This window comes from Pseudomonas sp. GQ91, assembly GCF_059758795.1.
Genome location: NZ_JCAXED010000014.1, coordinates 117,255 through 144,004, shown reverse-complemented (window position 1 = coordinate 144,004; position 26,750 = coordinate 117,255). Strand labels below are relative to the sequence as shown.

Below are 26,750 nucleotides of genomic sequence, written 5' to 3'. Positions count from 1 at the left end.
TTTAACACGTGGGATGTGACTGAGTGCGGTGAAGCAATGCACATCGCCGGGCAATCAGTGCCACCGCTTGCGTCGCGGACATCAAGGCCGTGTCTATCGTCAGCGGCGCGTCATTCCACGCTTCATAATCATGCGCCAATACCGATTGCCAGGTGGGGGGCGTCAGTCCTGCAATATCGCTCTGCCGGGTTTCTACCCGTCGGCGATGCTCCTGTTGATCGGAGCAGATCACTTGAATATTCAACAAAGGGCTCGTACCACGCGCGGCAATATCGCGCCAGGCCTGTCGGCTTTCGGCCACCGGGTTAACGCCGTCGACCACCACTTGGTTGCCGATGCGCAGGTTACTCAGGGCCAACTCGTTGGCGACCCGATAACCGCTGCGACCTACGTCCTGCGCCAGGACCTCGGCGTTGCGGATGGCTTGTTCTATCGTGTCGATCCGCAGATACACGGCGCGCATTTCAGCCGCGAGGCCCTGCGCAATCGTGGTTTTTCCAGTGCCTGGAAGGCCGCTGAAGACAATTAGCATTGTGTCTTCTACCATCAGCTGTGGGTGAACGTTCCCGAGAACGTAGCTTCAACCGGACCGGTGAGCAACACCTGGCCGGCGCCGGTCCACTGAACCGTGACGTTTCCGCCATCGCACGCGACCTCGACGCGCTCATCCAACAGGCCTCGACGGATGCCGTTGACCACGGCGCCACAGGCGCAGGAGCCTGAGCCTTGCGGTATGCCGCCGCCACGTTCCCATATGCGTAACCGAATCTGCCTGCGGTTGATGATCTGGACGAAATGCACATTCGTCTTGAGAGGAAACAACGGGTGGGTTTCGATCACCGGCCCAATGCTCGCGATATCCAGGGCCGCCAGATCATCGACAAAATAGGTGCAGTGCGGGTTTCCCATGCCGCACGCGGCAGGCATGCCCTCCAACGGCAAAACCGTCGTATCCAAGGCCCGGGCCAGGGGAATATCCGACCATCCGCAACGCGGTTCGCCCATGCTGACGGTAATCGCGCCGGTAGCAGTGCGTTCGCAGGTGTGTAGGCCACGCTCGGTCCGCAACACCACCGAGGCCTTGTTCGATTCGCCCATCAGCCTGGCCGCGACACCCCGCGTGGCGCTGCCACATACCTCCAGTGGCGAGCCATCGGCATTCCAGAACAGCACCTGGGCCGCTGCGTCATCACACTTGAGCATTACCGCCAGTTGATTGAAGCCGATACCCAGGTTCCGGTCACCCATGCGCCGGACCAGGGCGCTGGTAATGGGCGTCGATGAATGTCGCAGGTCGACGATGACGAAGTCGTCGCCATTGGCATGCATCTTATGAAAACTCAGTGACATGGTGCGGTTCCTGGCGAAGGCATGGGCACAGAAAGTGATTTACCGGCAACGTTGAGCAATTGCACTGCATCGTCGCGGCGAGCTTACCCCAACCCTTGTAGGAGCAAGTTTGCTCGCGAAAAACGTCAACGATAACGCGTGCATTCTGGATAAGCGCGGTGCCTTTGAGTTCACCACCAGCAAGGGCTGGGCGCCCCTCGCCCTTACAAAAAAGCTTAACCGATCAGTATTAGTCTCACAGCCTTGCTTATTAATATTGTAAGAAAACATTGCCGCGTGAAAGCCAGTCATCTGCAAGTTTTATAACTAAATCCGCTTGTCACGGACCAAATAACCGTTTTCTGCCTAGACTTGCTTAGTCCCTCGTGCATATGCTTTCACAGCATTAAATTGCACAAAAAAAATAAAACAACAGGAGTCTCCCCCCATGTTCAAACCTATGTGGAAAGCAGTGGCCTGCGCCCTGGCGCTTGGCGCCATGAGCACAGCCATGGCCGCGGACCCGATCACCATAAAATTCTCCCACGTGGTTGCAGAGCAAACGCCCAAGGGCCAGGGTGCGTTGCTGTTCAAGAAGCTGGTGGAAGAACGCCTGCCTGGCAAGGTCAAGGTCGATGTCTACCCCAACTCCTCGTTGTTTGGCGATGGCAAGGAGATGGAGGCACTGTTGCTGGGGGACGTACAGATGATTGCCCCGTCGCTGGCCAAGTTCGAGCACTACACCAAGTCCGTGCAGTTGTTCGACCTGCCATTCCTGTTCGATGACATCTCCGCCGTGGACCGCTTCCAGTTGAGCCCTGAGGGCCAGAAGCTGCTCAAATCCATGGAAAGCAAGAACATCACCGGCCTGGCCTATTGGCACAACGGCATGAAACAGCTGTCGGCGAACAAGCCACTGCGTGAACCCAAGGATGCGCGTGGCCTGAAGTTCCGGGTGCAGGCGTCCGCGGTGCTGGAAGAGCAGTTCAAGGCGGTAAACGCCAACCCGCGCAAGATGAGTTTCGCCGAGGTGTATCAAGGCCTGCAGACCGGTGTGGTCAACGGTGCGGAAAACCCGTACTCGAACATCTACAGTCAGAAAATGCACGAAGTGCAGAAGTACATCACCGAATCCAACCACGGTGTACTCGACTACATGCTGATCACCAACACCAAGTTCTGGAACGGCCTGCCACCCGACATCCGTACCGAGCTGGACAAGATCCTGGTTGAAGTCACCCAGCACGTTAACAACGAGGCGGCGCAGCTGAACCAGAAAGACAAACAACGCATCCTCGACGCCAAGACCACCGAGATCATCACCCTCACGCCTGAACAGCGCGGCGAATGGCGCGACAAGATGAAGCCGGTATGGAAGAAGTTTGAAGGTGACATCGGTGCTGACCTGATCAAAGCCGCCGAAGCCTCCAACAAGGCTCAGTAATGGGTTGGCCGGTGCTGCCGCCCTGGCAGCGCCGGCCTGTCGTCCCCCCTGCAGGAGATGTCATCCATGAACGCCCTTCGGCGCATCTGGGAACACTTCGAGGAAGGCTTCATTGCTTTCCTTCTGGCCGCCATGACGCTGGTTACATTCGTCTACGTGGTGCTCAACAACCTCTACACCGTTTTCTACAGCCTCGGCGACAACTGGCCCGCCGCCAGCGAGCCGGCGTTCGCCATTGGCGACGGCATCATGGGCATGGCCCAGGCGATGACCTGGAGCAGCTCGCTGACCAAGGCCCTGTTTGGCTGGCTGATCTTTTTCGGCTTGTCGTATGGCGTGCGCACGGCCGGGCACATCGGCGTCGATGCATTGGTGAAACTCGCGAGCAAACCGGTACAGCGCTTTATCGGCATCATTGCTTGCCTGTGCTGCCTGGCCTACGCCGGGATGCTCGCTGTCGCCAGTTATGAATGGATCAATACCCTGATGATCGCGCAGATCGGCGCGGAAGACCTCGGCCACTTCGGCATCATGCAATGGCACATCGGCCTGATCGTGCCGGTGGGCTTTACGTTGGTGTTTATCCGTTTCGCGGAAATTCTCGTACGCATCCTGATGAATCGTCAGACAGGCCTGGGCCTGGCCGATGAAGCGGCGGAAGCGATCAAACTGACCGAACACGAGGAAGACAAGCCATGACTATTGCCTTCCTGTTCGTGGCACTGTTCGTGCTGATGTTTATCGGCGTGCCTATCGCTATTTCGTTGGGGCTGGCTGGTTCGCTGACCATCATTTTCTTCAGCCCCGACTCGGTGCGCTCCCTGGCGATCAAGCTGTTCGAGACATCTGAACACTACACCTTGCTGGCGATTCCGTTTTTCCTGCTGGCCGGTGCGTTCATGACCACCGGGGGCGTGGCGCGGCGGCTGATCGATTTTGCCAATGCTTGCGTCGGACATATCCGGGGCGGCCTGGCGATTGCGGCGGTGCTGGCCTGCATGCTGTTTGCCGCGCTGTCGGGTTCAAGCCCGGCAACCGTGGCGGCGGTCGGTTCCATCGCGATTGCCGGGATGGTGCGGTCGGGTTATCCACAGGCGTTTGGCGCGGGCATCGTGTGTAACGCCGGCACCTTGGGGATCCTCATTCCGCCATCGATCGTGATGGTGGTGTATGCGGCGGCGACGGAAACCTCGGTGGGCAAGTTGTTCATGGCCGGGGTGATTCCCGGGCTGCTGCTGGGGTTATCGCTGATGGTGGCGATCTACATCGTCGCGGTGAAGAAGAACCTGCCGGCGCTGCCTCGGGCGACGTTCCGCGAATGGCTGTCCACGGCGCGCAAAGCGCTCTGGGGCTTGCTGTTGATGGTCATCATCCTCGGCGGAATCTATTCGGGGATGTTCACCCCCACCGAAGCCGCTGCGGTGGCTGCCGTGTATTCGGCGTTTATCGCCTTGTTCGTCTACAAAGACCTGACCATTCGCGAAACCCCGAAAGTGCTGCTGGAGTCGGCCAAGCTGAGCATCATGCTGATGTTCATCATCGCCAACGCCATGTTGTTCGCTCATGTGCTGACCACCGAGCAACTGCCACAGCAAATCACCGCATGGGTGATCGATGCCGGGCTGACGCCGGTGACCTTCCTGCTGGTAGTGAACATCGTGCTGTTGATTGCCGGGGCGTTTATGGAGCCTTCGGCGATCATCCTGATCCTGGCACCGATTCTCTTCCCTATCGCCACGCAACTGGGTATCGATCCGATTCACCTGGGCATCATCATGGTGGTGAACCTGGAGATCGGCTTGATCACACCTCCCGTGGGGTTGAACCTGTTCGTGACGTCTGCCGTCACGGGAATGTCACTGACGGCTACCATCAGGGCGGCCATGCCCTGGCTGCTGATCCTGCTGGCATTCCTGATACTGATCACTTACGTACCGTGGATCTCCCTGGCGCTACCTAACTGGCTGGGCATGAGCTGATGTTGTCACCCGCCCGTCCGGCAACTCCACAACTCGACTGAGGATGGGTTGCTGACGGGAGGGCCCAGCCACTCGCTCATCGCGTGACAGCGTTGATCGAAGCACAACTGGTAGTCACCCGCCTGTGGGGAGCGTCCAAGTTTCAGCGGCTGCAAGGGCGGCAGCTGGCGCTGATAGTGCCAACTGCCGTTTTCCAGCCTGGCCCCGGGGGGGATTTCCATGCCTGCGCCATTTCCCTTGACCCTGGCTTGCGTCAGCATCAGTCCTTGTTGCGAAATGTCGTAGTCTTCTTCCCAGCGAACTTTTTCTATCGTGTGATCCCAGCCCAGCGTGAAGCTTGAGACCGGGAGTTGCGCCCACACCACGCCCGCCAGCCCCAGGCACAAACCCATCATGCCTGGGCAAACCCGGCACGACGCGAGCGCCAGACATGTTGAACTATCAGCAGGATACCCAGCATGAAACCGATCTCGTCCGTTATCGGCAGCGCGACGACCAGTAAAGCACCTGCGGCAAAGCACAGGAAACGTTCCCAGATCGGCATTTTCTGTTGCAGATAGCCGGTGCACGCCATGCCCCAGAGACCAATGGCCAATGTGGTCTTCACCACCATGTAGGCGGTCATCCAGTAATTGTCGCCTTGCATCATCAGTGCAGGGTTGTAGACCGTCATAAACGGAATGACGAAACCCGCCAGGGCAATACGTACCGCCCACAGGCTGATCTTGAAGCCCGTCTCCTTGGCGATGGGGGCTGCGGCAAAGCATGCAAGCGCGACCGGTGGAGTAAGGTCTGCAAGAATTCCGAAATAGAACACGAACATATGCGACACGATCAGCGGCACACCCAGTTCCAGCAGGGCAGGCGCGGCAATCGAACTGGTGATGATGTAGTTGGGGATCGTCGGGATCCCCATGCCCAGCACCAGGCAGGTAAGCATCGTCAATATCAGCGACAGCAGCAGGTTGTCTCTGCCGATGGCCAATATGTAGCCGGCAAAGGTCGATGCGATTCCAGTCAATGACACCACGCCGATGATGACCCCCACCAACGCGCAGGCAATCCCCACCGGTACGGCATGCCGCGCACCCTCGACCAGCGCGTGCAGGCAAATATTCAGGGTTTCCCGACCGCCCTTGATGAACCAGCAGATGAGCACCAGTGTGGCGATGACGGCAAAGATCACGCCGATCCCCAACTGGAAGAATCCGACGCAGAGGATCCCCAGGGCGATCCAGAACGCGCATCGCAACGCAAAGCTGGAGACCCTGAGAATAATGGCCGAGCCGAGAATGACGATGGCTGTCAATGCCAGCCCGACCATGCCGGAAAACAGCGGGGTACGCCCGGAAAACAGCAGGTAGACCAGCACTAGGAGCGGAATCAGCAAATACCAGCTTTCCTTTACCGCGCCCCAGGCGCTGGGGCACTGGTCTTTGGGCAGTCCTTTAAGGTTGGAGCGTTTGGCTTCAAGGTGAACCATCCAGAACACCGAACCGAAATACAGGATGGCTGGGATCAGCGCTGCCTTGGCGATTTCCACGAACGGTACATTGATGGTTTCCGCCATGATGAACGCCACCGCGCCCATGACCGGCGGCATTATCTGGCTGCCCATGCTGGCAGTCGCTTCCACGCCACCGGCAAACGCGGCCTTGTAGCCGAAGCGTTTCATCAATGGAATCGTGAACTGGCCGGTCGTCACGACGTTCGCGATGCCTGAACCCGTTATCGTCCCCATCAAGGCCGATGACACCACCGATACCTTGGCCGGCCCACCCAGTTTGTGGCCAAACAGGCCCATGGCGAAGTCAGTGAACAGCTTGATCATGCCCGCCTGTTCAAGAAAGGCGCCGAACAGAATGAACAGGAAAATATAAGTCGCCGAAACATAGGTCGGTGTGCCGTAGAGGCCTTCGGTGCCGAATGACAGCTGGTTGACGATTTGATCGAGTCCGTAGCCGCGATGGGCCAGCTCGCCTGGCAGGTATTCACCCAAGAGACCGTATGCCAAAAACAGTCCACAGATGACCGGCAACGCGATCCCCATCACCCGGCGAGCCGCCTCGAACACCAATACGATCAGTATCAGCCCGATCACCATGTCTCCAGGCGTCAGGTCGCCCGAACGCTGGATCAAATCCGCCTCGAAGAACCATTGGTACGCGGCGGTGGCAATCGCTGCGAGGCTCAATAGCCAGGCCAGCGGTTGCCAGGGACGGGCCTTGCCGTAAGCCGGGTAACTCAGGAAGACCACCCACAACAGGAAGCCGACATGCACGGCGCGTAGCACCTGGCTGGAAATAGGCGCAAATGCGGCAGTGACTATCTGGAAAATGGAAAACAGCAACGCTACGTAGAACAGCGTTTTCGGCCAGTCGCGCGGGTTCGCCGCGATGCCTTGATGATCTTCGCTCATTGGGAACCTGCCTCAAAACTACAAGGAAGGGGACGCGCCGCTCCAGCGAGCGCCCCCGTGGCCTGTTGTCGGGTTACAACGCGCCAACTTCCTTGTAGTAGCGTTCGGCGCCGGGATGCAGAGGGATGGGCAGGTTCTTCGCGGCGTTTTGCACGTGGATGTCCTTGGCGGCCGAATGAGAGTTGCCGAGGCGCTCCAGGTTATCGAACATCAGCGTGGTCATCTTGTAGGCCACGTCGTCGGAGACGTCCGAGTGAGTCACCAGAATATTGGTGATCGCCACCGTCGGCACGGGGTCGGGCTGTCCGTCATAGGTGTTGGCGGGGATTTGGGCGGGCAGGTACGCGGCATTGCCAATTTTTGTCACCACCTCCGCGGGGATGGAGACGTAGTTCAATGACATGGTTGAAGCCAGGTCACGAATAGCCGCCATTCCCAGTCCCGAGGACTGCAGCGTGGCGTCCAGCTGACGATTCTTGATCAGTTCGACCGACTCGGCGAAGGGCAGGTACTGGACCTTGCTCATGTCATCGTAGGTCAGTCCCGCGGCCTTGAAGATCGCTCGCGCGTTCAACTCGGTCCCGGATTTCGGGGCGCCGACGGAGATGGTTTTGCCTTTCAGGTCGGCCAGGGTTTTGATCCCGGACTCTTTATTCGCAACAATTTGGATGTAATTCGGATAGGCCCCCGCAATCGCGCGCAACTTGGTCAGTGGCGCCTTGAATCCGGCTTCTTCCACGCCGTTTTTTGCATCAGCCACAGAGTCTCCCAGCGCAAAGGCAAGTTCCCCACGGCCGGCTTGTAGAAGGTTGAGATTCTCCACCGAGGCTTTGGTCGCCTGGACGGAAGTCTTCGACCCCTCGATCCCCTCGCTGTAGATCTGTGACAGCCCGACCCCGATAGGGTAATAAACCCCGCTGGTGCCCCCTGTGAGGATGTTTATGAAGGTCGGTGCGGCATTGGCTGCACACGAGACTGTCAACGCAGCCGTGGCGGCCAGGAGGCTGAAGCGTTTTGTTACGCGCATGGAAGGTGCTCCGTCTTGTTATGGCTTTATGCAGAGTCTTCCTACTGTAGTCGAAATCAATGCTGGAGTGGGAGGCTGAGTTGGCCTGAAGCGGAGCGCCTAATACCTCCAGAAGACGGGGGTGACAATGACCAGCACGGTGAGGATCTCCAGGCGTCCGAGCAGCATGCCAATGGTCAGTAGCCATTTCGCTGCATCAGGCAATGAGGAGAAGTTGCCGGCGGGTCCGATGATCGTGCCCAGGCCCGGGCCAACGTTACACACCGCAGTGGCCGCGCCACTTAGCGCAGTCGTCCAATCCAGTCCGATCAGCGCCAGGCCCAAGGCAATCACGGCAATGGTGATGCTGAAGAAAAACGAGAAGGTCAGCAGTGAGCGCAGGATCTCTTCGTCAATCGGATGGTTGTTGTATTTCTTCTGGATCACCGCCCGAGGATGGATCAACTGCTTCAAGCTGCTGACCAGCAAGGCCGCGGCAACCTGGAAACGGAAAATTTTCAGACCGCCCGCCGTCGAGCCGGAACATCCGCCGACAAAGGTCAGATAGAAGAACAACAACACCGCGAAGCTGCCCCATAACGTGTAATCGCCCACCGCAATGCCCGTGGTCGTGACGATAGAGGTCACGTTGACCGCCACGATACGAACGGCATCCCACCAGGCGTAATCGCTGTGAACGCATAACCACGTCCCCACCGCCAGCCAGGTGACCAGCAAGAACCCGATAAATCCGCGAACCTGATGATCATTGGCCAGCGCGCGTCGATGACCGCGCAATGTTGCGACGTACAAGGTGAAGGGCAGGCTGCCCAGGATCATGATAACCACCGCGACCCAATGAATCGCCGGTTGCGTCCAATGCCCAAGCGAGGCATCCGAGGTGGAAAAGCCGCCTGTGGAGATCAGCGACATGGCGTGGTTGATCGCTTCGAACGGCGTCATACCCGCGATCCACAGCGCAACGGCGCTGGCGCCGGTGAGTCCCAGGTAGAGAAAAAGAATGTACTTGGCGGCCACATGGGAGCGCGGCGTGACTTTCTCCGACCAGTCGGAGGACTCCGTCTGGAACAGACGCATGCCCCCGACCCGCAGCAGGGGAAGGATGGCGACCGCCATGCCGATAAAGCCGATACCCCCCAACCAGTGCAGCATCGAGCGCCAGATCAACAATCCCGGCGAGGCGCTATCGAGGCCGCTCAGCACCGTTGATCCGGTGGTGGTGATGCCGGACATCGTCTCAAAGAATGCATCGGTGTAACTGATGTGGCTGATGAACACCATGGGCAAGGCCGCGAAGCTACACACCACCACCCAACTGGCCGTGGTCAGCAGGTACATGTCCCTGGGACGCAATTGAGCCGCTTCCGGTCGCCGTCCCCACACGCTAAGCAGGACGCCGCAGACGAACGTAATCATGGCCGACCAGACAAACGCCCATAGATCATCGCTTCGCTCGTAGAGGGCGAGCGTGATCATGGGAATGACCATGCTGACAGCCAGCGTAATCAGAAAAATGCCGAGGATAAAGCCGATAAGCCGCATGGCTGCGAGGGACATAAAAGGTGGCCTGCCAAATTAGCGCCGAGCAGTATCGGATGCTGGAGCCCACAGCTTCGTAAATTTTGCATAAAATTTCCACGAGCGATCAGCCGCTGCAGGGCAGTTATTTACCAGGTTGTTGGCGCATGTGACGCATTGAGCGGAGGCCAGACCAAAAAAAGCCCGGACAGGTCCGGGCTCAAGGTGCTGCGTTCGGCAACTGGGGCCGGGCGTTTAACTGCTACGCCGCTTGTTTCGAAGAGGTCATGCTCTTTTTGAGCGATGCTTTGAGTGTCTGCATCTGTTCGCCCAACTCATCGAGCTTGGCTTTGCCCAAGAGCTTCTTGGCTTGCGGGAACATCTCGGTTTCTTCTTCCTCGATGTGGTGCTCCAGCAGCTCCTTCACTACTTTTACACGACCTGCAAATTCCGGGCTGCCCGGGTCTGTGACTTTCAGGTCCGGAAGGACCAGGGCGTCGACGGTCCGGTGCTCTTCCTTGGCTTCGTAATACATCTCATCCTGCTCCTTGCCGCCTGCTTCTTTAAAAGCCGGGTAAAGGATCTGTTCTTCCAACTGAGTGTGAATGCTGATTTCCAACTCCAGCTTATCCAGCAGATCGACGCGTTTTTTCAGGGCGCGATCAGTCGACTCGCTCAACTGAGTCAGAATGGCTTTGACTTTTTCGTGGTCGGCTTTCAGAAGATCAATGGCGTTCATGTTTGCTGCCTCGCTATCACGGTTAGGTGTTTGCCGATCTATGTCGGCGTGCATGAATCTCCAGGTAGATATCGCATAAGCCGTGCCAGCTGCCGAAGATACAAAAAAACCAAAATTTTCAATGGGTTAGGTTTTATGGTTGCGCGAGGGTTTCGTGCAAGTTGCCCGAAGAAGAGCTGATCGTGATGCATATCGCAGTATCAGCGCGAATGAACGTGCCTGCTGTCCATTAATCGAAACGAAGCCATCCAGCGCTGCCAGCAGCGGGGCCGTTCGGCCGCGATCATTGCGGTGTTTCCTGCTCACGGTAGAACTGCGGGATGCGGCCATTCAGGGAGGGCCGATAACCCCATCGCAGCAGCCCGGCAGATGAGACCGGTTGTCTATGCAGCAGCGCTGAAATCGCTTCGCAGGCGATACTCACTGCGATTTGCTGGCCTGGGCATGCATGCCGTCCCGAGCCGAAGCTGAAGGTTCGTCGGTGAGCACGCTCGAGCAGAAAACTGTCGGGGTCGGGATTTGCGCGGGGATCCCGGTTGGCTGAAGCGAGCAACACTAGAACGGTATCGCCCGCCTCCAGCACGCGGTCGCCGATAGCGCACCGCTTCGCAACGAAGCGCCGGGTGTTTTGTACGGGCGAGGCGTGGCGCGCGACTTCAGCGACCCACTCTGCAACGAGCCGCGGCGTAGGTGGCATGCCTTCCAGCAGGTCCGCGTTGCGCTGGAGCGCGATCAGGCTGTTGCCGATCAGGCCAGCGGTGGCTTCGCAGGTCTGTGACAACAGGCCGATCAGGTTAGCCTTCAGCGCGTCACGATCGTTCCAGGCAGCGGCGCCGCATGCGTTGTGGATCTGATTCAGGAAGGGACTGCCCTGAATGGGGTGATTCAGCAGCGCAGTGAACATCTGGCTTAGCCGAGCGGCTCCAACGTCGGCATTGCCGAGTTGATCTGCGCTGCTTGACGGCGACAGGCAGGCGACAAAATCCCGTGTCAGCTTGGCGATTGCTTGCAACTGACTGGATGGGAAACCAATCAAGCTTGCAATGACTGAAAGCGGTAGCGTGAACATCAGCTCATCCAGATCCTCGAGCGGCTTATCGAGTGTCTGGATCACGCGCGCTACGCTATCGGCAATGCTTTGCCTGTCGAGCGCAGCCAAGGCCGGTTCAATAACCCTGCGTGGGCACTGATGTTGCGGCCCCTCGTTCATGCGCATCAAACGAGCGAAAATAAAACCCGCGGCACCTTGTGCGATGGCCTTTGGGACCGGCTCGTGTGGCGGGCGTACCCGGCAATCGGGATGCCCCAGAATGGCCTCGACAGCGGGCGCGCCACTTGCAATCCACAGGCGAAGATCCGCCTCGAAAAAAAGATCTCCATGTTGCCGGAGGTTGGCGTAATAAACGTAGGGATCGGCATGGGTGGCGGCTTCAAACGGCGTCATTTCGAGCGTCCTGTTCACAAAGAACCGCTACTATCAAACACTCGTCATGCCGACGATTCGCTGAGGAGCGAAATGTGGACGCCCACCGTAACGACATCGACATTTCCCGGATCGCTGGCGCCATTGCCGAACCTGCGAGAACGAAAATGCTCTGTTCGCTGATGGACGGCCACGCCCGTACCAGTACCGAAATGGCCGTCATCGCCGACGTCAGTGCGTCTACGGCGAGCGCGCATCTGGCACGACTCAAAGAGGACGGGTTGCTGAGGCTGCACACGCAAGGCCGGCACCGCTACTACAGTCTGGCAACCGCGCAAGTGGCCCAGGCTATTGAGGCCCTCATGGTAATCAGCGCAAACCCGGACACAGGGTTTGTTGCAACGACGCCCAATCGATTGCAGTTCGCGCGCACCTGTTATGACCACATGGCAGGAACATTGGCGGTGCAGTTGCACGACCACTTCATCGAGTCAGGCTGGCTGACCGCGCCGGTCGCGGATGAAGGGCAATATCAACTGACGGTGAGCGGCGAACAAGCCATGACCGGGCTCGGTCTGGAGATCGAAGCACTGCGGGCCCAGCGCCGTCGTTTCGCGTGTTCATGCCTGGACTGGAGCATGCGCCGTCCGCATCTGGCTGGCGCACTTGGCGCCGCCTTTCTACAGATGACGATAAGCCGCAAATGGCTGGTGCAGGACCTCGACAGCCGAGCGCTGGCGTTGACACCCAAGGGAAAGAAGGCGCTGTCTTGCCGATTCGGAATCCTGATCGAATCCAAAGAGACAGCTACGGCAGTCGGGCGAAATATGCGCCGACCCACCGAGCGCGGGTTGCCGAGCTGAGCACGACGGCGGGTCTGCACCGGGCGTTCCATCGACCCGGCGTGCTGGCTGACGCAAGCTTTCGGAGAGAAGTGCCAGGCAAAAGCGTGTCTCCGGTCTGGCACTAATAAAACAGGCGCGGCTCGGGGGAGGCGAGCAGGCTGGCCAGTTTGGTCAGGGCAAAGTTCAGTTCGGCGCGGCTTGGAGACATCAAGGCAATGCGTACGCCGCGTGTGGCGGTGGTTCGCTGAGACAGGAACTGGCTGCCGCTGACCACGGTCACTCCGTGAGCGCGTGCCAGGTTGGCATACTCATCGCAGCTCCAGGGCTCGGGCAAAACCAGCCAGATGTGAAAGCTGTTGGGTTGGCTGCTGATTTGATAATTGCCCAGAATTTCCCTGGCCATTTGCTGGCGCGCCGCAGCCTCCTGCTGTTGCTCCTTGACCAATTGCTCACCCATGCCGCTGTTGATCAGGTTGCTGGCGAGTTGGGCCATCATCGGCGAAGGCATCCACACGCTGCTGCGGACCATGGACGACAAGCGTGAGAGGAGTTCAGGGGGGGCGTAGAGATAACCGATGCGCAGCGCCGGCAGGATGCTTTTCGACAGACTGGTCAGATAAACCGAGCGCTCGGGGGCATAGGCCGAAATCGGCCTGTGCACCGTCTGTGACTCCAGGAACCCATAAATATCATCGTCGACGATGAACACATCATATTCGCGAGCGATCTGCGCAATGGCTTCGCGGCGCTCTGGCGGCATGATCGAGTTGGTCGGGTTCTGGTGGGTGGTCACGCAGACCAGAAGGGCTGGCCGGTGCTCGATGCAGGCGGCGCGAAAAGCCTCGGGGACCAGCCCGTACTCATCGATCTGGACGCCCATCAGGCGCCTGTCCAGGCTGTGCGCCAGGGAGATGATCCCGGGGTAGCAATGTTCTTCGCAGAGAATCACATCCTGGGTCTTGGACAAACTGCTGATCGCCACCAGCAAACCATGCTGCGCGCCGCTGGTGAGCACGATTTGTTGCCATCGGGCTTCTGGCAGGCTGCGTTGCACCCAGCGAGCGCCCGCTTGTTTATGGACGGCATGTCCGCCGTCGGTGGCGTAGTCCAGGACACGACTCAAGTCTGTCGAGTGCGCGAGTTCGGTAATCGAGTCCCGCAGCCAGGTCCCGAAGTTGGCGTCATTGGGCTTGATGATCGACAAGTCGATCTGTGCGCTTTCGTTGCTCGTGCCGGTCTCCAGTGCGGGAGGCGTCGCCTGGGGCTTGGCAGGGAGGACAAACGTCCCGCGTCCGACCTCGCCCACGACCAATCCGCGCTTGGCCGCTTCGTCATAGGCGCGTCCCACGGTGCCCGGGGTGATCTTCAAGGCTTCGGCCAACTCCTTGAGTGTCGGCAGCCGATCATCAGCACTCAAGCGCCCGGAGCCGATGTCCTGCTCCAGAGCGTCGGCGATCATTAGGTAAACCGGCTGCGCATGGCCGCTGTATTGAGGAACCCACATAGGTAAAGCACCAAAGTCTGCACGAACGCGCGAGCTTAACATGAAAGCGTAGATGAGCTTAATTTTTGTAATTGAAGGGTAATGCGCATAATTAAGTCGATTCAATTTTTGGCTGATCGTCGTGAATGCATGGGTGAAGGGTCGTTTTTTGAGCGTCGTTTCCGATAATTTCCGTGAAATCATTGGGTTTGATGCTGGCCTAATGATCGCATTAGAAATAAATTGAATTGATTCGATTTTTTTGATTACAATTATTAAGTCGATTTGTTCTGTTGATTTTATCGATGTATTGGTTGGATTTTTCTGGCATTACACGGGTTTCGTGTGAACTCAATCACCAAAAGAACAGGATGTGCCGCCGTCCGGGTCGGGCAGGGCGCGCCTCGAGCTATGGAATTCAACTGAAATGGAAAGTGCACAGCACACGCAGGTCGTTGAGGTCGTTGCAATGTTGGAGATCCGCTTGCCGTGGGTCATTTCCAGCGCATGGCAAACAGTGTTGGGCCAGACGCCGTTGGAGTTTGAAGCGACTAAGGATATTTATTTTCAGCTCAAGGAACAGGCGCTGGATGTGCTGGGGGCCGGGCTGGTGCAGCAGATCCGGGGGTTTATCGAAGATCCGGCGATCACCTCGATGGTGATTCGAAATTGCCCGCGAGACCGTGATACTCCGCCGACGCCTTACTCCGGCGTGTTGAGTCCGAAGAGTACGCCGATTGCCTGTCTGGTGAGCCTGTCGCTGCAAAGCCTGCTGGGTATCCATCCGGTGGTCTATGAAGGCGAGAATGACGGTCGCTTGTTTCGTCATGTGATTCCGTCACGGACCTCCTCCAGCCAGAAAAGCTCACACGGTTCGCGCCTGCGTTTTTCCTACCATGTGGACAACCCGGACTTGCCGCTGTCCTCCGAGGCGGTCGGCGAACTTTCCTGTTGCCCGGAATACCTGTCGTTCTTCGGCATGCGTTGCGACCCGCGCATCAACACGACGCTGGTCAATCTGGACGAGGTACTCGATCACTTGCCGGCCGCCACCGTGCGCGAACTGAGCTTGCCGCAGTTCGAGGTGCGCCGGCCGGACTCGTTCGCCAGCAATCGCCGTTCAACGCCTGGCCTCGCTGTGCTGGTTCGTGGCCAGGCCAACGAGTGGCTGTGTCGTTTCGACAGTGAAAACACCTACGGCATGAATGCCGCCGCCGATCTTGCGCTCAACACCTTGCGAACGTTGCTCGAAACCCGCCGCTTCGATGAGCCGCACCTGTTGCTGCCGGGGGATTTCATGATCTTCAAGAACCAGCGGGTGCTGCATGCCCGGGATGGTTTCGAGCCGCAGAACGATGGGGCTGATCGCTGGCTTTTGCGCCTGTTCGCGGTCAACGACCTGAACCGCGTGCGCTTTGCGCGGGCGGACCATCTGTATGAAGTCCTTTCCTGAATTCTTGATCTTCATTGGGTAACGTTATGGAACTGTTAGGAGCCTACTGGGCTGAACATTGGGTATTGGCGATTCTGTTGCTGGGCGCCATCGCTTTCATCGCCGGTTTTGTCGACAGCATCGCCGGGGGCGGTGGGCTGTTTCTGGTACCGGGTTTTCTCCTGGTGGGGCTGCCACCGCAAGTGGCGCTGGGGCAGGAGAAGCTGGTCAGTACCCTGGGTACGCTGGCGGCGATCAGGAATTTTCTGGTCAACAGCAAGATGGTCTGGAAGGTGGCGTTGGTCGGCGTGCCGTTTTCGTTGCTGGGCGCGTACCTGGGGGCGCACCTGATTGTGTCGATCCCACAGGAAACCGTGGGCAAGATCATCCTCGCGTTGATTCCCTTCGGCATTCTGATTTTCCTTACCCCCAAAGACCGGCCGGTGCGCGAGCACGTCCTGTCCGATCTGGTGCTGTTCACTGTGGTGCCACTGACCTGTTTCGTCATCGGTTTCTATGACGGCTTCTTCGGGCCAGGCACCGGCAGCATGTTCATCATCGCGTTTCACTACCTGCTGAAAATGGACCTGGTTTCCAGCTCGGCCAACTCCAAGACCTTCAACTTTGCCTCCAACATCGGCGCGCTCGTGGCGTTCGTCATGGCGGGCAAAGTGATCTACCTGCTGGCCTTGCCGTTGGTGGCGTGCAACATCCTCGGCAATCACCTTGGCAGCGGCCTGGCGATTCGCAAGGGCAACGATGTGGTGCGCAAAGTGCTGGTGCTATCGATGATGTGTCTGTTCGCCAGCCTTGGCGTGAAATACCTGGCCTGATCGGCTGAGAAAAGGGAGAACTGTATGAAAACCGCATTTGTAACCGGCGCCTCAGCCGGCTTTGGCAAGGCCATCTGTCGGCGGCTGATTGCCGAAGGTTATCGAGTGATTGGCGGCGCGCGGCGCATGGAGAAACTGCAGCTGCTGGAGCAGGAGCTGGGGGAAAACTTTATCGCGCTGGAGTTGGATGTCACCGACAAGGCATCGCTGGAGCGGGCGGTCGAGCAGATACACGAGGCATCCGTGTCGATTGATATATTGGTCAACAACGCCGGGCTGGCGCTGGGTATTGAACGCGCACAGCAGTGCGACGCGCAGAACTGGGAGCGCATGATCGCCACCAACGTCACGGGCCTTGCGCTGATCACTCAACGTGTCCTGCCGCGGATGGTCGAGGCCAACAGCGGGCTGATCATCAATATCGGCTCGATTGCCGGCACCTATCCGTATCCCGGCGGCAACGTCTATGGCGCCAGCAAGGCGTTCGTCAAACAGTTCAGCTTGAACCTTCGCGCGGACCTGGCCGGCACCCGGGTGCGGGTGACTAATATCGAGCCAGGCTTGTGTTCCGGCACGGACTTTTCAGTGGTACGGCTCAACGGCAACATGGAAGCGGTCGAAGCGCTTTACAAGGATGTCGAGGCGATCCGCCCCGAAGACATTGCCAACACGGTGTTCTGGATCACTCAGCAGCCGGAGCATTTGAACATCAATTCAATCGAGATCATGCCGGTGGCGCAAAGCAGCGCGGCCCTCAATGTTGTCCGTGGATCTCTTTAGAGGGTTGCCGGGTTAATCGGATCGTATTTTTTCAAGTAATTGATTTTAATTGAGAAAAATACGAGCAGATAACTTCTGGACACGGTTATTCACCATAGGCTGTTCGATATCTTCACCAGAAAGATCGAGCTTATGGCGATCAATAAGGCGCCAAGCGTTCCATTGGCCGAGCGTAAGTGTGGACGCAACCAGTTTTTGGCGAGCAGGAACACCCCGGAAGCTGCCGCCAGGGCCAGTCCCTTGAGCAGGCTATAGCTGAGTGAATAGAGCAATGGCTGGGTCCAGTGGAAGCTGTTGTCACCGAGTAACAATGGAAACAGGAGGGAGAAAAACACCAAGGTCTTGGGATTGAGCAATCCGGCAAAGAAAGACTCCAGCCAAGAACCGCGCAAAGAATTTGCGGTATCAAGGCTGTAGGTGACGGGCCGATAGGCATGCCTCAAACATCTCATGCCGATGATGAGGACATAGCAGGCGCCTGCCACCTGGATACCTGCGACGAGCAGGTTTGAAGCCGCAATCGCCGCACCCAGGCCATACAGCAGGACAGTGGCGGTGATCAACGTGCCGCCCAGGTCGGCCAGCAGGCGCTGTACTGCAAACAGCCAGTCGTGACGCAGACTGTTACGTACCACCAGGATTGTCGAGGGGCCTGGCGACAGGATCGGTAACAGGGAAAGTCCAAGAAAATGGGCCATGTCCATGGTTTTTGCCTCGTTGGGGGTTCAGCTGGCTGGCGTGCTGTCGAAGATGAGGTCGCGCATCAGTTCACTTGCACCGGCGGCTATCGTGCCGGCCATGGCGTCTCGATACACGCGTGCCACCTCGCAGTTAAGCTGATAGCCCCGCGCACCATGCAGTTGCGCGCAGGCCTGCGCGGCGCTGAGAGCGAGTTCGGTGGCGCGCAGTTTGAGGATGCAGGCGGAGCGCGTGTCGAGTTGACCTTTGCTGTGCTGCCATGCCACCTGATAGGCGTAGTGCCGTAGGATCTGTTGCTCGCCAATCAGGTCGGCCAGACGATGCCGGACGCTCTGTTTGTCGCCGAGCGGACTGCCCTGGACCTGATGTTGGCGGACGAAGCCGTCGAGTAGACGGATGCTGTGGTTGGCGCCGCCAAGGGCGAGAAGACCCGCGACAAGCCGTTCGAAGTCCAAGCCCTGCATCAGGTAGAGCAGGGCCTTGCCGGATTTGCCGAGCACATTGCTGGCGGGCACCGCCACTTGGGTGAAATCCAGGTCGCAGACGTCGGCGCTGCTCCAGCCGAGCATTGGACGCGCCGTGCGCAGCAGTCCCGGGCTGTCGCCATCGATCAGCAACATACTGCTATTGCCCAGTGCATGCTGGCCTTCGCCGCTGCGCACCAGGGTCACGATCAGGGCGGCGCGAGAACCATTGGCGATATAGCGTTTGCCGCCCTCGACGATGAAACCGTCGGCCGAGGGCCGTGCCCGGCATTGCATCTGGCTGAGATCGCTCCCGGCGTGTTCTTCGCTGATAGCCAGGGCGGTGATGATCCGTCCTTGGCGAATGCCCGGAAGATAGCGTTCGCGCTGTTCGTCGCTGCCGAACAGCTCCAGGTAGGCGCTGGCCATGTAGGCATGAACTGCAACTGACGCACGGATACCGGCGTACCCGAGTGTACCCAGTTCCTCGAGGAACACCGCGCTTTGCAGGAACCCTTCGCCACGCTGCGGTAAACCGAGCAGACCGTGCTCGGCCAGGGTCTGCCAGGCGTTTTCGCACAGATGTCCACGTGCTTCGGCAGCCTCTGCCAACGGCAGAAGCTGACTATGCAGGGTCTGGCGCACGTGCAGGGCGAATTTGCGATGGCTTTCGCTTGGGTAGGGGCTGGGCATGTTCGGTTCGCCTTTATTTCACCGATATCACTTGGTGCGCCGAGATTATCTCGGTCAGGCAGCCGGGAATTCTGAATACGGCGTTCGGGGTGCCGGCAGCGGCCCAGATCTCGTCGAATGTCAGCAGGTCCTGATCGACGAACAGCGTCACCTCCTGCTTATGCCCGAGAGGCGGAACGCCGCCGATGGCGAAGCCGGTAACCTCTTTGACGAAGTCCGCATCGGCCTTGAATATCTTGTCGCCGACCAGGCGCGAAATGGTCTTCTCGTTCACTCGGTTCGGACCGCTGGCCAGTACCAGCACCGGGAGATTGTCGCGGGTGCGAAAGATCAGCGACTTGACGATTTGCGCCTTCTCGCATCCCAAGGCGTGGGCGGCGTCGTCGGCGGTGCGGGTCGAGTCGGGCAACTCCTGAACGGTCAGGTCGAGGCCGCGCTGGTGAAGGATGTCCTGGAATTGCTGAGCGCGTTTACTGATGTTCATAAGCGGGTTCTCCCGATGGATGAAGTGTGGATAGCAGTCGTCGGTGATCGATTTTGCCGGTGGCGGACAGGGGCAGGGTTTCGCAGAACTGAATGCGGCGTGGAACCATGTAGCTGGGCAGTTGCGTAGCCAGATCAACACGCAGTTGCTCCGGGCAACATGACGGGTCGGTGGCGATCACGAAGGCCACCAGTGACTTCTCACCGTGCGGCGATTCGGTAACGGTGACGAAGCTTTGGCGCACCTGCGGATGGCGGTTGAGATGGTAGGCAATTTCTCCCAGCTCGATGCGAAAGCCGTTGATCTTCACCTGGTCATCGATACGTCCCTGGAACACTATCGCGCCGTCTTCGCGGAAATGGCCTCGGTCCCCAGTGCGATAGAGGCGTTCCTGGCGTGCGCCGATAAGACAGTCGACGAAACGCTCGCCGTTGACTTCTGGCAGTCCGAGGTAACCTGGCGAAAGGCCGGGCCCGGCGAGGCATACTTCGCCGCTTTGCCCGTGTCCGCAGAGGCGGCCCTGGTCAATCAGGTAGACGCGGGTGTTCTGGATCGGGAAGCCGATGGGGAGCGCGGTATCTTCGTCGCGCAGTTCGCGGAGCGGATAGTAGGTCGCGAAAGTGGTGCTTTCGGTCGGGCCATAAACGCTGACGATGCGTCCCGGCCCGTATAGCGCCAGGGCTTTGGCCATATGCCGCAGAGAGTGCGCCTCACCGCCGGTGAGGACCGTACTGACGCTGTCTAACGCCTGTGGCATTTCGTCGACCAGGGTGTTGAACAATGCGGTGGTGAGGAACAGCACGCTGATCTTTTGCGTCTGCAGGACTTGCTGCAGGCGCGAAGCGCGAATGTACACATCCGGGTACAGCACGCAGGTGCCGCCGAGCAATAGGGCGCCCCAGATTTCGAAGGTGGCTGCGTCGAAGGTCACCGGCGCCATCTGCAGCAACCGGCTGTTCTCGTCCAGGCTGGCGTAACGGGCGTTGTATACCAAGCGGGTAATGCCCCGGTGTGGGATAGGCACGCCTTTAGGCTTGCCCGTGGAGCCGGAGGTAAAGTTGATGTAGGCGATGGCCTCGGCTTCGATCGTGAGCGGCGGGTCGCCTCGATCCTCAGTCGCGCCTTCGACAGCGTCGGGAGTCAACACCTGGTAACGGGAAAAGCGGGCGTCGTGCCTGGTCTTTTCGCTTCCCACCAGGTATTCGCAGCCGGCTTGGCCGAGCACTTCATGAATACGCTGCTCCGGCCAATCCGGATCGATTGGCAGGTAGGTCGCGCCAGCCTTCAGGATCGCCAGCAGGACCCTGATCAGTTCGGTGCTGCGCGGCAGGCTCACGGCTACCACGTCGCCAGGTTGCACGCCCTTGGCCAGCAGGTACCAAGCCAAATGGTTGGCAGCGGCGTTCAACTCTCCATAGCTGCACTGATGATCCTGGTGCCGTATGGCAATGGCGTCCGGACGCCGCGCCGCGGTGCGCGAGAACAGCTCGCCGACCGAAAGGTGTTCCGGATAAGGTACCCGGGTTTGGTTGATATGTTCGTGCAGCGCCAAGGCTGAACTGTTTGACTCAAGCGTTTGCATGCTGCTCCCTCATCCGTGTGCTCAAGCTGTGCAGCAGTTGCTGGCGATGGCTGTCGAGGAAAAAGTGACCGCCATCGATCTCGATCAATTCAAACGCGTTCGAGGTGTGCGTGGACCAACCCGCCATGTTGGCTTGTCGGTCGATCGGGTCGTGGCGACCGAAATAGGCGTGTATGGGAATTTCCAGGGGTTGCTCATGCCAGTCCTCCCAGATTTCCGAGAGCCGCATGTCACTGCGCAGTACTGGAAGCATAAGACGCATCAGCATCTCGCTCTGGAGTACCGCTGGCGGCGTGCCGCCCATGGTTTGCAGGGCGCGATGGAAATCCTCGGCGCAGAGCTGATGCAGATAAGGCTGCGCCTGCGGGCTGCCCGGGCTGCGGCAGCCGCTGACGAATAAACGGAGGGTCTGGCCGGGATGGCGATGGCGGACCTGCTGGGCCAGCTCGTAGGCCAGGCGGGCGCCGAAGCTGTGCCCATAAAACACGTGGGGTGCATCGAGATAGGGCGCCAGCGCGTCGAGGCAGTCCTCGATCAGTGGCGCCCATTCCTCATACGGCGTTTCCTTGATTCTGGAGCCTCGGCCGGGCAGGCGTACGGCGAGCAATTCCACGTCTGCGTCCACGTCATTCACCCAACTGCGAAACAGATCGGGGTTGCCTCCCGCATAAGGGAAGCAGATAAGACGCAGGCGCGGTCGGACCTGGGGCCGGGGCACCAGAAACCAGCGCTCATCGTATGCGTGCCCGGACATATTCTCAGCTCTCCGTCAGGGCGTTGATGTGCTTGCTGTTGCGTTGAATGCAGGTCGCGATGTCAGTTATGCGGCTTTGTGCGAATAGATCCTCGGGGGGCAGGGCGTCCTCGCCGAAATGCTCCTCTGCCTTCGCAATCAAGCGGATGGCGCTGAGTGAGGTGCCTCCCGCTTCGAAGAAGTCGCTGCCGGTATTCTCCACGCGTAGCCCCAATTCGCGGCAAGTATTGACCAGCCAGACTTCAATCTTGCCGATTTCTCCATTGTTCATGCTCCGTTCTCCTTCTTTGGTTGGGTCAGCGCAGCGGGAATTGGAAGCCGTTGCAGGTGCGATCGACAAAGCGGTTGTGCGCGAAACGGTTCTCTCCGGACACCAGGACGCAACCGAACTTGTCCAGGCTGGCCTGCCCGCCGAACTCCTCGAGCGTGTTCGAGTAGGGATAGACTTGCACCGAGGTCGGCAGATAGCGGGCGGCGAAGCCCAGGCGCATCTGGTCGGTCAGGCCGGAGTGCGGGTGCGAGGCATGCATGAGGGTCGACCAGAAAATGATGAACTGGCCCTGGCGCATGACCATGGATTTGGCCTTGGACTCGTCGGGCTTCCAGTCCGGGTCTTTCTGCAGTTGTCGATAGTCGTAACCGAAGAAGCCCCGCCGCACGCCTTCCTTTTCCATCTTGTTGATGGCCTCGGACTGGTAATCCATGGTCTTCGATTCGTCGTAGTTCATGGTCCGGTGAGTGCCCGGAATGAACTGCAGGCAACCATTTTCAAGGGTGGCGTCGGTGAATGCGGCCCAGACCGTGATGGTGCCGCCGAACTGGGCATCTTCCGGCCAGATGATCTGAGGATGCTTGGAGCCGGCAACATTGGAGAAGTTGTCGGCTTGATGCCAGTCGGTGCCTTCGTCGCCGGGGTACTTGGGGAAGAACTCGGTGCGCCAGCAAAGTGTGTCACGCCCAAGGATGCTCGACACGCGGTCGACGATTTCCGGCCGGGTGATGTGCTCCGCGAGGAAATCGACGTCCAGGTGACGGTCATAATTGGACAGATTCGTGATCCCCGATACCGCCTTCTCCTGGCTATATATCGCGTTCTTGGTGTTGATCAGTTTGGGCCGCAGAGCGCGCAAGTTGCGCTCCATTTCGTCCTTCTGATAAAGGTCGAAAGGCCCTATGTAACCGTTACGGTGGAACGCTTCCAATTCGTTCTGGCTGAGACTGAAGTCCAGGTCAGGGGAACGTACTTGTTCTTCCATTTGACACCTCGCGGGTTGGTGGGTGGAGCTTTAACTCGTCATTTGCTGTTCCAGATAATTCTTGATCGTGTCGCAAGCCTGCTGCAGGTGCTGGCGCAAAACGGCGACTGCCTCCTCGGGGGCTCGGGCTTCGGCCAGCGATATCAATGCCTTGTGGTCCTCCTGGGCCATTTCTTCCAGCCCCATGGCCGCCAGATGGAAGCGCAAGAAACGCTCCTCCTCGTGCAGTTCGACATTGATCAGACTGAGCAGCTTCTGGTTCGTCGACCGTCGATATAGCGACATATGAAACAACCTGTTAAGGCGTCCAAGGCTTGCCAGATCGGTTTCGTTTTCCATCCCGGTAACGTATTCGCGGGCTTGCGCGAAATCCTCCTCGCGAAGGTGCGGAATTGACTGACGCAAAGCCTCTGGCTCGAGGATCAGGCGCAGGCTGTAGGTGTCCACTGCTTCGTTGACGTTCATCTGCAACACGACGGCCCCCTTGTTGGGGACGTTTCGTACCAATCCCTGGGCTTCGAGTTTCATCAAGGCTTCGCGGATTGGCATGCGGCTGACGCCGAACAAGCTCGCCAGCTCCTCCTGGCGCAATGCAGTTCCGCCGGCAAGGGTTCCGTTCAAGATCCCGTTCCTCAAGGTCTTTTCCACGAGGTTCCGTGAGAGCGGAGATTGAGCGTCGATCTCAGGGAATGCAGCTTTAAGGTCGGTCGTGGATTTCAATATTCTCTCGCTGACAGCGTGCTTTTGGATCCTGGATCCAATGTATAGTTTGACGATCCGATTCTGTCAATTAGTGCTCAAGACGGGTCCTTTCGGAAAAAACAGCACTGTGTCGCGATGCTGTTCAATCGAGGCTGAGCAATGTGTTGTGTGAGGGGCTGAGAGGGTTGGACGACATTCGTCTAGCGAGCTTCGTAGGCGTCTATGGTTGCGGTAAATTTGGTTGAATTGGTGTAAATAACCAAAAAAACAAGAAATATAGGTTTTCATGATCTGTTTTTATGATTTTTTCGCGTAAATAAGCAATTGATGTTTATTGGTTTTCGTTTAATGTTGGATCCAATCTACGGTCATGAGCAGCCACCTCGGTTGCGCATTATCGGACCTGTCGAAAAAGGAGAACCGCCATGATGCTCAAGGATCCGTCCAGCAAATATCGTCACTTCCAAACCGTGGACTTGCCAGACCGCCAATGGCCCGGCAATGTCCAGGCGCTGGCGCCCACGTGGTGCAGTGTCGATATGCGTGACGGCAACCAGGCGTTGATCGAGCCGATGAATGCCGAGCGCAAGCGCCGTTTCTTCGAGTTACTGGTCAAGGTGGGCTTCAAGGAAATCGAAGTGGGTTTTCCGGCCGCTTCCCAGACCGATTTCGACTACGTGCGTGAATTGATCGACAGCGGTGCGATTCCCGACGATGTCACGATTCAAGTGATGACCCAGGCGCGCAGTCACCTGATCGAGCGCACCTTCGAGGCGTTGAAGGGCGTTCCCCGGGCGATTGTGCATGTGTACAACGCCACCGCTCCGGTGTTTCGCGACGTTGTCTTCGGCGTGGACCGTGCCGGCTGCATCGGGATCGCTACCCAGGCGACGCGTGAGATCAAGCGGCACATGGAGAATAATCCCGGTACGCAGTGGACGTTCCAGTATTCCCCGGAAACCTTTTGCTTCACCGAGCTGGATTTCGCCCTCGAAGTCTGTGAGGCGGTGACGGATGCCTTCGGGCCGACCCCGAGCAACAAAATGATCCTGAATCTGCCGACCACCGTTGAAGTCTCCACCGCCAATGTCTTCGCCGACCAGATCGAGTGGTTCTGCCGGCATTTCAGTCGGCGCGACAGTGTCGTCATCAGCGTCCATCCCCATAACGACCGGGGTACCGGGGTCGCCACCGCGGAGCAGGCCTGCCTGGCCGGCGCCGAGCGTGTCGAGGGCACGTTGTTCGGCAATGGTGAGCGCACCGGCAATGTGGACATCCTGACGCTGGCGATGAACCTCTACACCAGTGGGATCGATCCGCGCCTGGATTTCTCGGACATCATCCATGTCCAGCGTGAGGTGGAGTTCTGCAATCAGTTGCCGACCCATCCTCGCCATCCTTATGCCGGTGAGTTGGTGTTCACCGCCTTTTCCGGGTCGCACCAGGACGCGATCAAGAAAGGCTTTGCCGCACGCCAGGCCAACCCGCAAGGCTTCTGGGAAGTGCCGTACCTGCCAATTGATCCCGCCGATATGGGCCGCAGCTATGAAGCGGTGATCCGCGTCAACAGCCAATCCGGCAAAGGTGGCGTGGCCTATCTGCTGGAGCAGCACGGCATCGTGATGCCGCGTCGCTTGCAGATGGAATTCAGCAGCCTGGTCCAGCAGGAAGCGGATGGATCTGGCCAGGAGATCAGCGGGGAGATGATCCTTGCCTGCTTTACCCGGCATTATCTGGATCAGGGCAAGCCTTACACGTTACGGGTGCCCAAATTGGTCAGTGAGGGGGACGTGACTTATCTGGAAGCCACGCTCGAGCACGGCGCGCACGGCATCGACTTGAGCGGCGAGGGTAACGGCCCGCTGGCGGCGCTGGTCGATGCCTTTGCCCAGCGTGGCATCCACTTCGACATCGCCGACTACCACGAGCATGCCACCCGTGACGGGGCCCAGGCGGAAGCGCTGGCCTATGTGGAAATCCGCGTGGGTAACCAGTTGCTGTTCGGTGCCGCCCGCGATGGCAGTAGCTTGCTGGCGTCCCTCAAGGCGCTGACGAGTGCCGTCAATCGCGCATCGCGCCTGGGTCTGCTCAGCGTGGTGAGTGCCGCGGTGCCTTCCTGAGATGAACGCGCATACCGCATTGGCGGCACTCGTCGGTAACTATGCTCACGGCGACAGGGTGGCGCCCCATCGGCATGAAGAGGGCCAATTGGTCTATGCCATTAACGGTGTGATGCTGGTGTCGGTCGTCGGGACGACCTGGGTGGTGCCTTCCGGGCATGCACTCTGGGTCCCTTCGGGGATGGAGCACCAGATCCGCATGACCGGCGAGGTGCGCATGCGCACCTTGTTGATCTCGCCGGGGGCGCATCGGACGTTGACGGAGGAGTGCCACGTCCTCAAGGTTTCGCCGCTGCTGCGCGAGCTGATCATCGCAGCGGCCGATGAGCCTGACAGTGAGGCGGCCTGGTTGCGCCATGAACAGATTGTCGAGCTGATTTTCTCGGAACTCGACAGGGCACAAAGGGTGCTGGCGCATGTGCCGATTCCTGATGAACCGAGGCTCAAGTCGCTGTGTGCCGACTTTATCGACAACCCTTCCCAGGAGTCGAAACTGGAGAGTTGGGCGGTGCAGCTCAATATGAGTTCGCGCACTCTGGCTCGGCTGTTCCAGAAAGAGTTGGGCATGAGTTATGGGGAGTGGCGCAAGCGCACGCGGCTGCTGCTCAGCATGCAGCGCCTGGCCTGCGGCGTATCCATCCTGGAAGTGGCGTTGGAGCATGGTTACCAAAGCCCCAGCGCTTTTACCGCGATGTTCAAGCGCACCATGGGCTACACCCCGAGCAACTGCCGCCTGGTCTGATTC

The 26,750-nt window shown here is 58.8% G+C and carries 26 protein-coding genes; 9 read left to right on the top strand and 17 right to left on the bottom strand.

Annotated features, from left to right (window positions below; all coding sequences use genetic code 11):
- Window position 1 precedes the first annotated feature (1 nt).
- Window positions 2–532, bottom strand: coding sequence for a P-loop nucleotide/nucleoside kinase family protein (locus AC6CIA_RS20800; RefSeq protein ID WP_498314723.1), 531 nt, complete (start codon window positions 530–532; stop codon window positions 2–4).
- Between the two features lie 14 nt (window positions 533–546).
- Window positions 547–1,350: a diaminopimelate epimerase gene (gene dapF / locus AC6CIA_RS20795; RefSeq protein WP_498314721.1), complete on the bottom strand. Its 804-nt coding sequence runs from the start codon at window positions 1,348–1,350 to the stop codon at window positions 547–549.
- A 427-nt stretch (window positions 1,351–1,777) separates the two neighbouring features.
- Between dapF and dctP the strand changes: the two genes are divergently transcribed.
- The 3 genes from dctP to dctM all read left to right on the top strand — a co-directional run bounded on the left by dctP (window position 1,778) and on the right by dctM (window position 4,752).
- Entirely contained in the window at window positions 1,778–2,773 is a 996-nt protein-coding gene (dctP, locus tag AC6CIA_RS20790; RefSeq protein WP_498314719.1) for a C4-dicarboxylate TRAP substrate-binding protein DctP, read from the top strand.
- A 66-nt stretch (window positions 2,774–2,839) separates the two neighbouring features.
- Window positions 2,840–3,472 (top strand): TRAP transporter small permease, encoded by a 633-nt coding sequence (locus AC6CIA_RS20785; RefSeq protein WP_498314717.1) that lies wholly within the window; start codon window positions 2,840–2,842, stop codon window positions 3,470–3,472.
- Entirely contained in the window at window positions 3,469–4,752 is a 1,284-nt protein-coding gene (dctM, locus tag AC6CIA_RS20780) for a C4-dicarboxylate TRAP transporter large permease protein DctM (protein WP_498314715.1), read from the top strand. The genes AC6CIA_RS20785 and dctM overlap by 4 nt, the downstream gene beginning before the upstream one ends.
- Window positions 4,753–4,757: 5 nt before the next feature.
- Here dctM and AC6CIA_RS20775 read toward each other — a convergent pair whose 3' ends face one another.
- The 6 genes from AC6CIA_RS20775 to AC6CIA_RS20750 all read right to left on the bottom strand — a co-directional run bounded on the left by AC6CIA_RS20775 (window position 4,758) and on the right by AC6CIA_RS20750 (window position 11,899).
- Window positions 4,758–5,147, bottom strand: coding sequence for a DUF1850 domain-containing protein (locus AC6CIA_RS20775; protein WP_498314714.1), 390 nt, complete (start codon window positions 5,145–5,147; stop codon window positions 4,758–4,760).
- Complete coding sequence (locus tag AC6CIA_RS20770; RefSeq protein WP_498314712.1) at window positions 5,144–7,171, bottom strand: TRAP transporter permease; 2,028 nt, start codon at window positions 7,169–7,171, stop codon at window positions 5,144–5,146. The genes AC6CIA_RS20775 and AC6CIA_RS20770 overlap by 4 nt, the downstream gene beginning before the upstream one ends.
- 73 nt (window positions 7,172–7,244) lie before the next feature.
- Window positions 7,245–8,198, bottom strand: coding sequence for a TAXI family TRAP transporter solute-binding subunit (locus AC6CIA_RS20765; RefSeq protein ID WP_498314710.1), 954 nt, complete (start codon window positions 8,196–8,198; stop codon window positions 7,245–7,247).
- Window positions 8,199–8,297: 99 nt separating this feature from the next.
- A complete protein-coding gene (locus AC6CIA_RS20760; protein WP_498314709.1) occupies window positions 8,298–9,755 on the bottom strand; it encodes a TrkH family potassium uptake protein in 1,458 nt (485 codons plus the stop codon).
- 223 nt (window positions 9,756–9,978) lie between these two features.
- Complete coding sequence (locus AC6CIA_RS20755; RefSeq protein ID WP_498314707.1) at window positions 9,979–10,455, bottom strand: PA2171 family ribosome-binding persister protein; 477 nt, start codon at window positions 10,453–10,455, stop codon at window positions 9,979–9,981.
- 283 nt (window positions 10,456–10,738) lie between these two features.
- Window positions 10,739–11,899, bottom strand: coding sequence for a cytochrome P450 (locus tag AC6CIA_RS20750; RefSeq protein WP_498314705.1), 1,161 nt, complete (start codon window positions 11,897–11,899; stop codon window positions 10,739–10,741).
- Window positions 11,900–11,973: 74 nt separating this feature from the next.
- Here AC6CIA_RS20750 and AC6CIA_RS20745 point away from each other — a divergent pair, with 74 nt between their 5' ends.
- The gene (locus AC6CIA_RS20745; RefSeq protein ID WP_498314703.1) at window positions 11,974–12,741 is read left to right on the top strand and encodes an ArsR/SmtB family transcription factor; all 768 of its coding nucleotides are present in this window, start codon (window positions 11,974–11,976) and stop codon (window positions 12,739–12,741) included.
- A 103-nt stretch (window positions 12,742–12,844) separates the two neighbouring features.
- Here AC6CIA_RS20745 and AC6CIA_RS20740 read toward each other — a convergent pair whose 3' ends face one another.
- Window positions 12,845–14,227 carry an aminotransferase-like domain-containing protein gene (locus tag AC6CIA_RS20740; RefSeq protein ID WP_498314701.1) on the bottom strand — a complete coding sequence of 461 codons (1,383 nt, stop codon included), beginning with the start codon at window positions 14,225–14,227 and terminating at the stop codon, window positions 12,845–12,847.
- 448 nt (window positions 14,228–14,675) lie between these two features.
- On the opposite strand from AC6CIA_RS20740, the gene AC6CIA_RS20735 reads away from it, so the two are divergent.
- Genes AC6CIA_RS20735 through AC6CIA_RS20725 form a run of 3 tightly spaced genes read left to right on the top strand, consistent with a single transcriptional unit; the run spans window position 14,676 to window position 17,251 of the window.
- Window positions 14,676–15,659: a TauD/TfdA family dioxygenase gene (locus AC6CIA_RS20735; RefSeq protein WP_498314699.1), complete on the top strand. Its 984-nt coding sequence runs from the start codon at window positions 14,676–14,678 to the stop codon at window positions 15,657–15,659.
- Between the two features lie 26 nt (window positions 15,660–15,685).
- Window positions 15,686–16,471, top strand: coding sequence for a sulfite exporter TauE/SafE family protein (locus AC6CIA_RS20730; RefSeq protein WP_339531059.1), 786 nt, complete (start codon window positions 15,686–15,688; stop codon window positions 16,469–16,471).
- Window positions 16,472–16,495: 24 nt separating this feature from the next.
- Window positions 16,496–17,251 carry an SDR family NAD(P)-dependent oxidoreductase gene (locus AC6CIA_RS20725; protein ID WP_498314696.1) on the top strand — a complete coding sequence of 252 codons (756 nt, stop codon included), beginning with the start codon at window positions 16,496–16,498 and terminating at the stop codon, window positions 17,249–17,251.
- 89 nt (window positions 17,252–17,340) lie between these two features.
- Here AC6CIA_RS20725 and AC6CIA_RS20720 read toward each other — a convergent pair whose 3' ends face one another.
- The 8 genes from AC6CIA_RS20720 to AC6CIA_RS20685 are packed head-to-tail and all read right to left on the bottom strand — an operon-like array spanning window position 17,341 to window position 23,903.
- The gene (locus tag AC6CIA_RS20720) at window positions 17,341–17,955 is read right to left on the bottom strand and encodes a LysE family translocator (RefSeq protein WP_498314694.1); all 615 of its coding nucleotides are present in this window, start codon (window positions 17,953–17,955) and stop codon (window positions 17,341–17,343) included.
- Window positions 17,956–17,976: 21 nt separating this feature from the next.
- On the bottom strand, window positions 17,977–19,107 hold the full coding sequence (locus tag AC6CIA_RS20715; RefSeq protein ID WP_498314692.1) for an acyl-CoA dehydrogenase family protein: 1,131 nt from the start codon (window positions 19,105–19,107) through the stop codon (window positions 17,977–17,979).
- 13 nt (window positions 19,108–19,120) lie between these two features.
- The gene (locus tag AC6CIA_RS20710; protein ID WP_498314690.1) at window positions 19,121–19,591 is read right to left on the bottom strand and encodes a YbaK/EbsC family protein; all 471 of its coding nucleotides are present in this window, start codon (window positions 19,589–19,591) and stop codon (window positions 19,121–19,123) included.
- Window positions 19,578–21,173: an amino acid adenylation domain-containing protein gene (locus AC6CIA_RS20705; protein ID WP_498314688.1), complete on the bottom strand. Its 1,596-nt coding sequence runs from the start codon at window positions 21,171–21,173 to the stop codon at window positions 19,578–19,580. Before AC6CIA_RS20705 ends, AC6CIA_RS20710 begins: the two co-directional genes overlap by 14 nt.
- A complete protein-coding gene (locus tag AC6CIA_RS20700; RefSeq protein WP_498314686.1) occupies window positions 21,160–21,927 on the bottom strand; it encodes a thioesterase II family protein in 768 nt (255 codons plus the stop codon). The genes AC6CIA_RS20705 and AC6CIA_RS20700 overlap by 14 nt, the downstream gene beginning before the upstream one ends.
- 4 nt (window positions 21,928–21,931) lie before the next feature.
- Window positions 21,932–22,198 carry an acyl carrier protein gene (locus AC6CIA_RS20695; protein WP_498314684.1) on the bottom strand — a complete coding sequence of 89 codons (267 nt, stop codon included), beginning with the start codon at window positions 22,196–22,198 and terminating at the stop codon, window positions 21,932–21,934.
- A gap of 25 nt (window positions 22,199–22,223) precedes the next feature.
- Complete coding sequence (locus AC6CIA_RS20690; RefSeq protein WP_498314682.1) at window positions 22,224–23,183, bottom strand: chlorinating enzyme; 960 nt, start codon at window positions 23,181–23,183, stop codon at window positions 22,224–22,226.
- A 30-nt stretch (window positions 23,184–23,213) separates the two neighbouring features.
- A complete protein-coding gene (locus AC6CIA_RS20685; protein WP_498314680.1) occupies window positions 23,214–23,903 on the bottom strand; it encodes a GntR family transcriptional regulator in 690 nt (229 codons plus the stop codon).
- A gap of 407 nt (window positions 23,904–24,310) precedes the next feature.
- Here AC6CIA_RS20685 and leuA point away from each other — a divergent pair, with 407 nt between their 5' ends.
- Together leuA and AC6CIA_RS20675 are read left to right on the top strand one after the other, a co-directional pair.
- The gene (leuA, locus tag AC6CIA_RS20680) at window positions 24,311–26,005 is read left to right on the top strand and encodes a 2-isopropylmalate synthase (protein ID WP_498314678.1); all 1,695 of its coding nucleotides are present in this window, start codon (window positions 24,311–24,313) and stop codon (window positions 26,003–26,005) included.
- 1 nt (window position 26,006) lies between these two features.
- A complete protein-coding gene (locus AC6CIA_RS20675) occupies window positions 26,007–26,747 on the top strand; it encodes an AraC family transcriptional regulator (RefSeq protein WP_339531039.1) in 741 nt (246 codons plus the stop codon).
- The last annotated feature ends 3 nt before the right edge of the window (window positions 26,748–26,750 follow it).

Bases quoted from the DNA above. Each gene is read 5' to 3' on its own strand.
- AC6CIA_RS20765 (WP_498314710.1), bottom strand. From the start codon at position 8,198: ATGCGCGTAACAAAACGCTTCAGCCTCCTGGCCGCCACGGCTGCGTTG.
- AC6CIA_RS20775 (WP_498314714.1), bottom strand. From the start codon at position 5,147: ATGATGGGTTTGTGCCTGGGGCTGGCGGGCGTGGTGTGGGCGCAACTC.
- AC6CIA_RS20740 (WP_498314701.1), bottom strand. From the start codon at position 14,227: ATGTGGGTTCCTCAATACAGCGGCCATGCGCAGCCGGTTTACCTAATG.
- AC6CIA_RS20755 (WP_498314707.1), bottom strand. From the start codon at position 10,455: ATGAACGCCATTGATCTTCTGAAAGCCGACCACGAAAAAGTCAAAGCC.
- AC6CIA_RS20770 (WP_498314712.1), bottom strand. From the start codon at position 7,171: ATGAGCGAAGATCATCAAGGCATCGCGGCGAACCCGCGCGACTGGCCG.
- AC6CIA_RS20800 (WP_498314723.1), bottom strand. From the start codon at position 532: ATGCTAATTGTCTTCAGCGGCCTTCCAGGCACTGGAAAAACCACGATT.
- AC6CIA_RS20730 (WP_339531059.1), top strand. From the start codon at position 15,686: ATGGAACTGTTAGGAGCCTACTGGGCTGAACATTGGGTATTGGCGATT.
- AC6CIA_RS20695 (WP_498314684.1), bottom strand. From the start codon at position 22,198: ATGAACAATGGAGAAATCGGCAAGATTGAAGTCTGGCTGGTCAATACT.
- AC6CIA_RS20690 (WP_498314682.1), bottom strand. From the start codon at position 23,183: ATGGAAGAACAAGTACGTTCCCCTGACCTGGACTTCAGTCTCAGCCAG.
- AC6CIA_RS20720 (WP_498314694.1), bottom strand. From the start codon at position 17,955: ATGGACATGGCCCATTTTCTTGGACTTTCCCTGTTACCGATCCTGTCG.
- AC6CIA_RS20785 (WP_498314717.1), top strand. From the start codon at position 2,840: ATGAACGCCCTTCGGCGCATCTGGGAACACTTCGAGGAAGGCTTCATT.
- dctP (WP_498314719.1), top strand. From the start codon at position 1,778: ATGTTCAAACCTATGTGGAAAGCAGTGGCCTGCGCCCTGGCGCTTGGC.
- AC6CIA_RS20710 (WP_498314690.1), bottom strand. From the start codon at position 19,591: ATGAACATCAGTAAACGCGCTCAGCAATTCCAGGACATCCTTCACCAG.
- dctM (WP_498314715.1), top strand. From the start codon at position 3,469: ATGACTATTGCCTTCCTGTTCGTGGCACTGTTCGTGCTGATGTTTATC.
- AC6CIA_RS20725 (WP_498314696.1), top strand. From the start codon at position 16,496: ATGAAAACCGCATTTGTAACCGGCGCCTCAGCCGGCTTTGGCAAGGCC.
- AC6CIA_RS20715 (WP_498314692.1), bottom strand. From the start codon at position 19,107: ATGCCCAGCCCCTACCCAAGCGAAAGCCATCGCAAATTCGCCCTGCAC.
- AC6CIA_RS20700 (WP_498314686.1), bottom strand. From the start codon at position 21,927: ATGTCCGGGCACGCATACGATGAGCGCTGGTTTCTGGTGCCCCGGCCC.
- leuA (WP_498314678.1), top strand. From the start codon at position 24,311: ATGATGCTCAAGGATCCGTCCAGCAAATATCGTCACTTCCAAACCGTG.
- AC6CIA_RS20760 (WP_498314709.1), bottom strand. From the start codon at position 9,755: ATGTCCCTCGCAGCCATGCGGCTTATCGGCTTTATCCTCGGCATTTTT.
- AC6CIA_RS20735 (WP_498314699.1), top strand. From the start codon at position 14,676: ATGTTGGAGATCCGCTTGCCGTGGGTCATTTCCAGCGCATGGCAAACA.
- dapF (WP_498314721.1), bottom strand. From the start codon at position 1,350: ATGTCACTGAGTTTTCATAAGATGCATGCCAATGGCGACGACTTCGTC.
- AC6CIA_RS20675 (WP_339531039.1), top strand. From the start codon at position 26,007: ATGAACGCGCATACCGCATTGGCGGCACTCGTCGGTAACTATGCTCAC.
- AC6CIA_RS20705 (WP_498314688.1), bottom strand. From the start codon at position 21,173: ATGCAAACGCTTGAGTCAAACAGTTCAGCCTTGGCGCTGCACGAACAT.
- AC6CIA_RS20750 (WP_498314705.1), bottom strand. From the start codon at position 11,899: ATGACGCCGTTTGAAGCCGCCACCCATGCCGATCCCTACGTTTATTAC.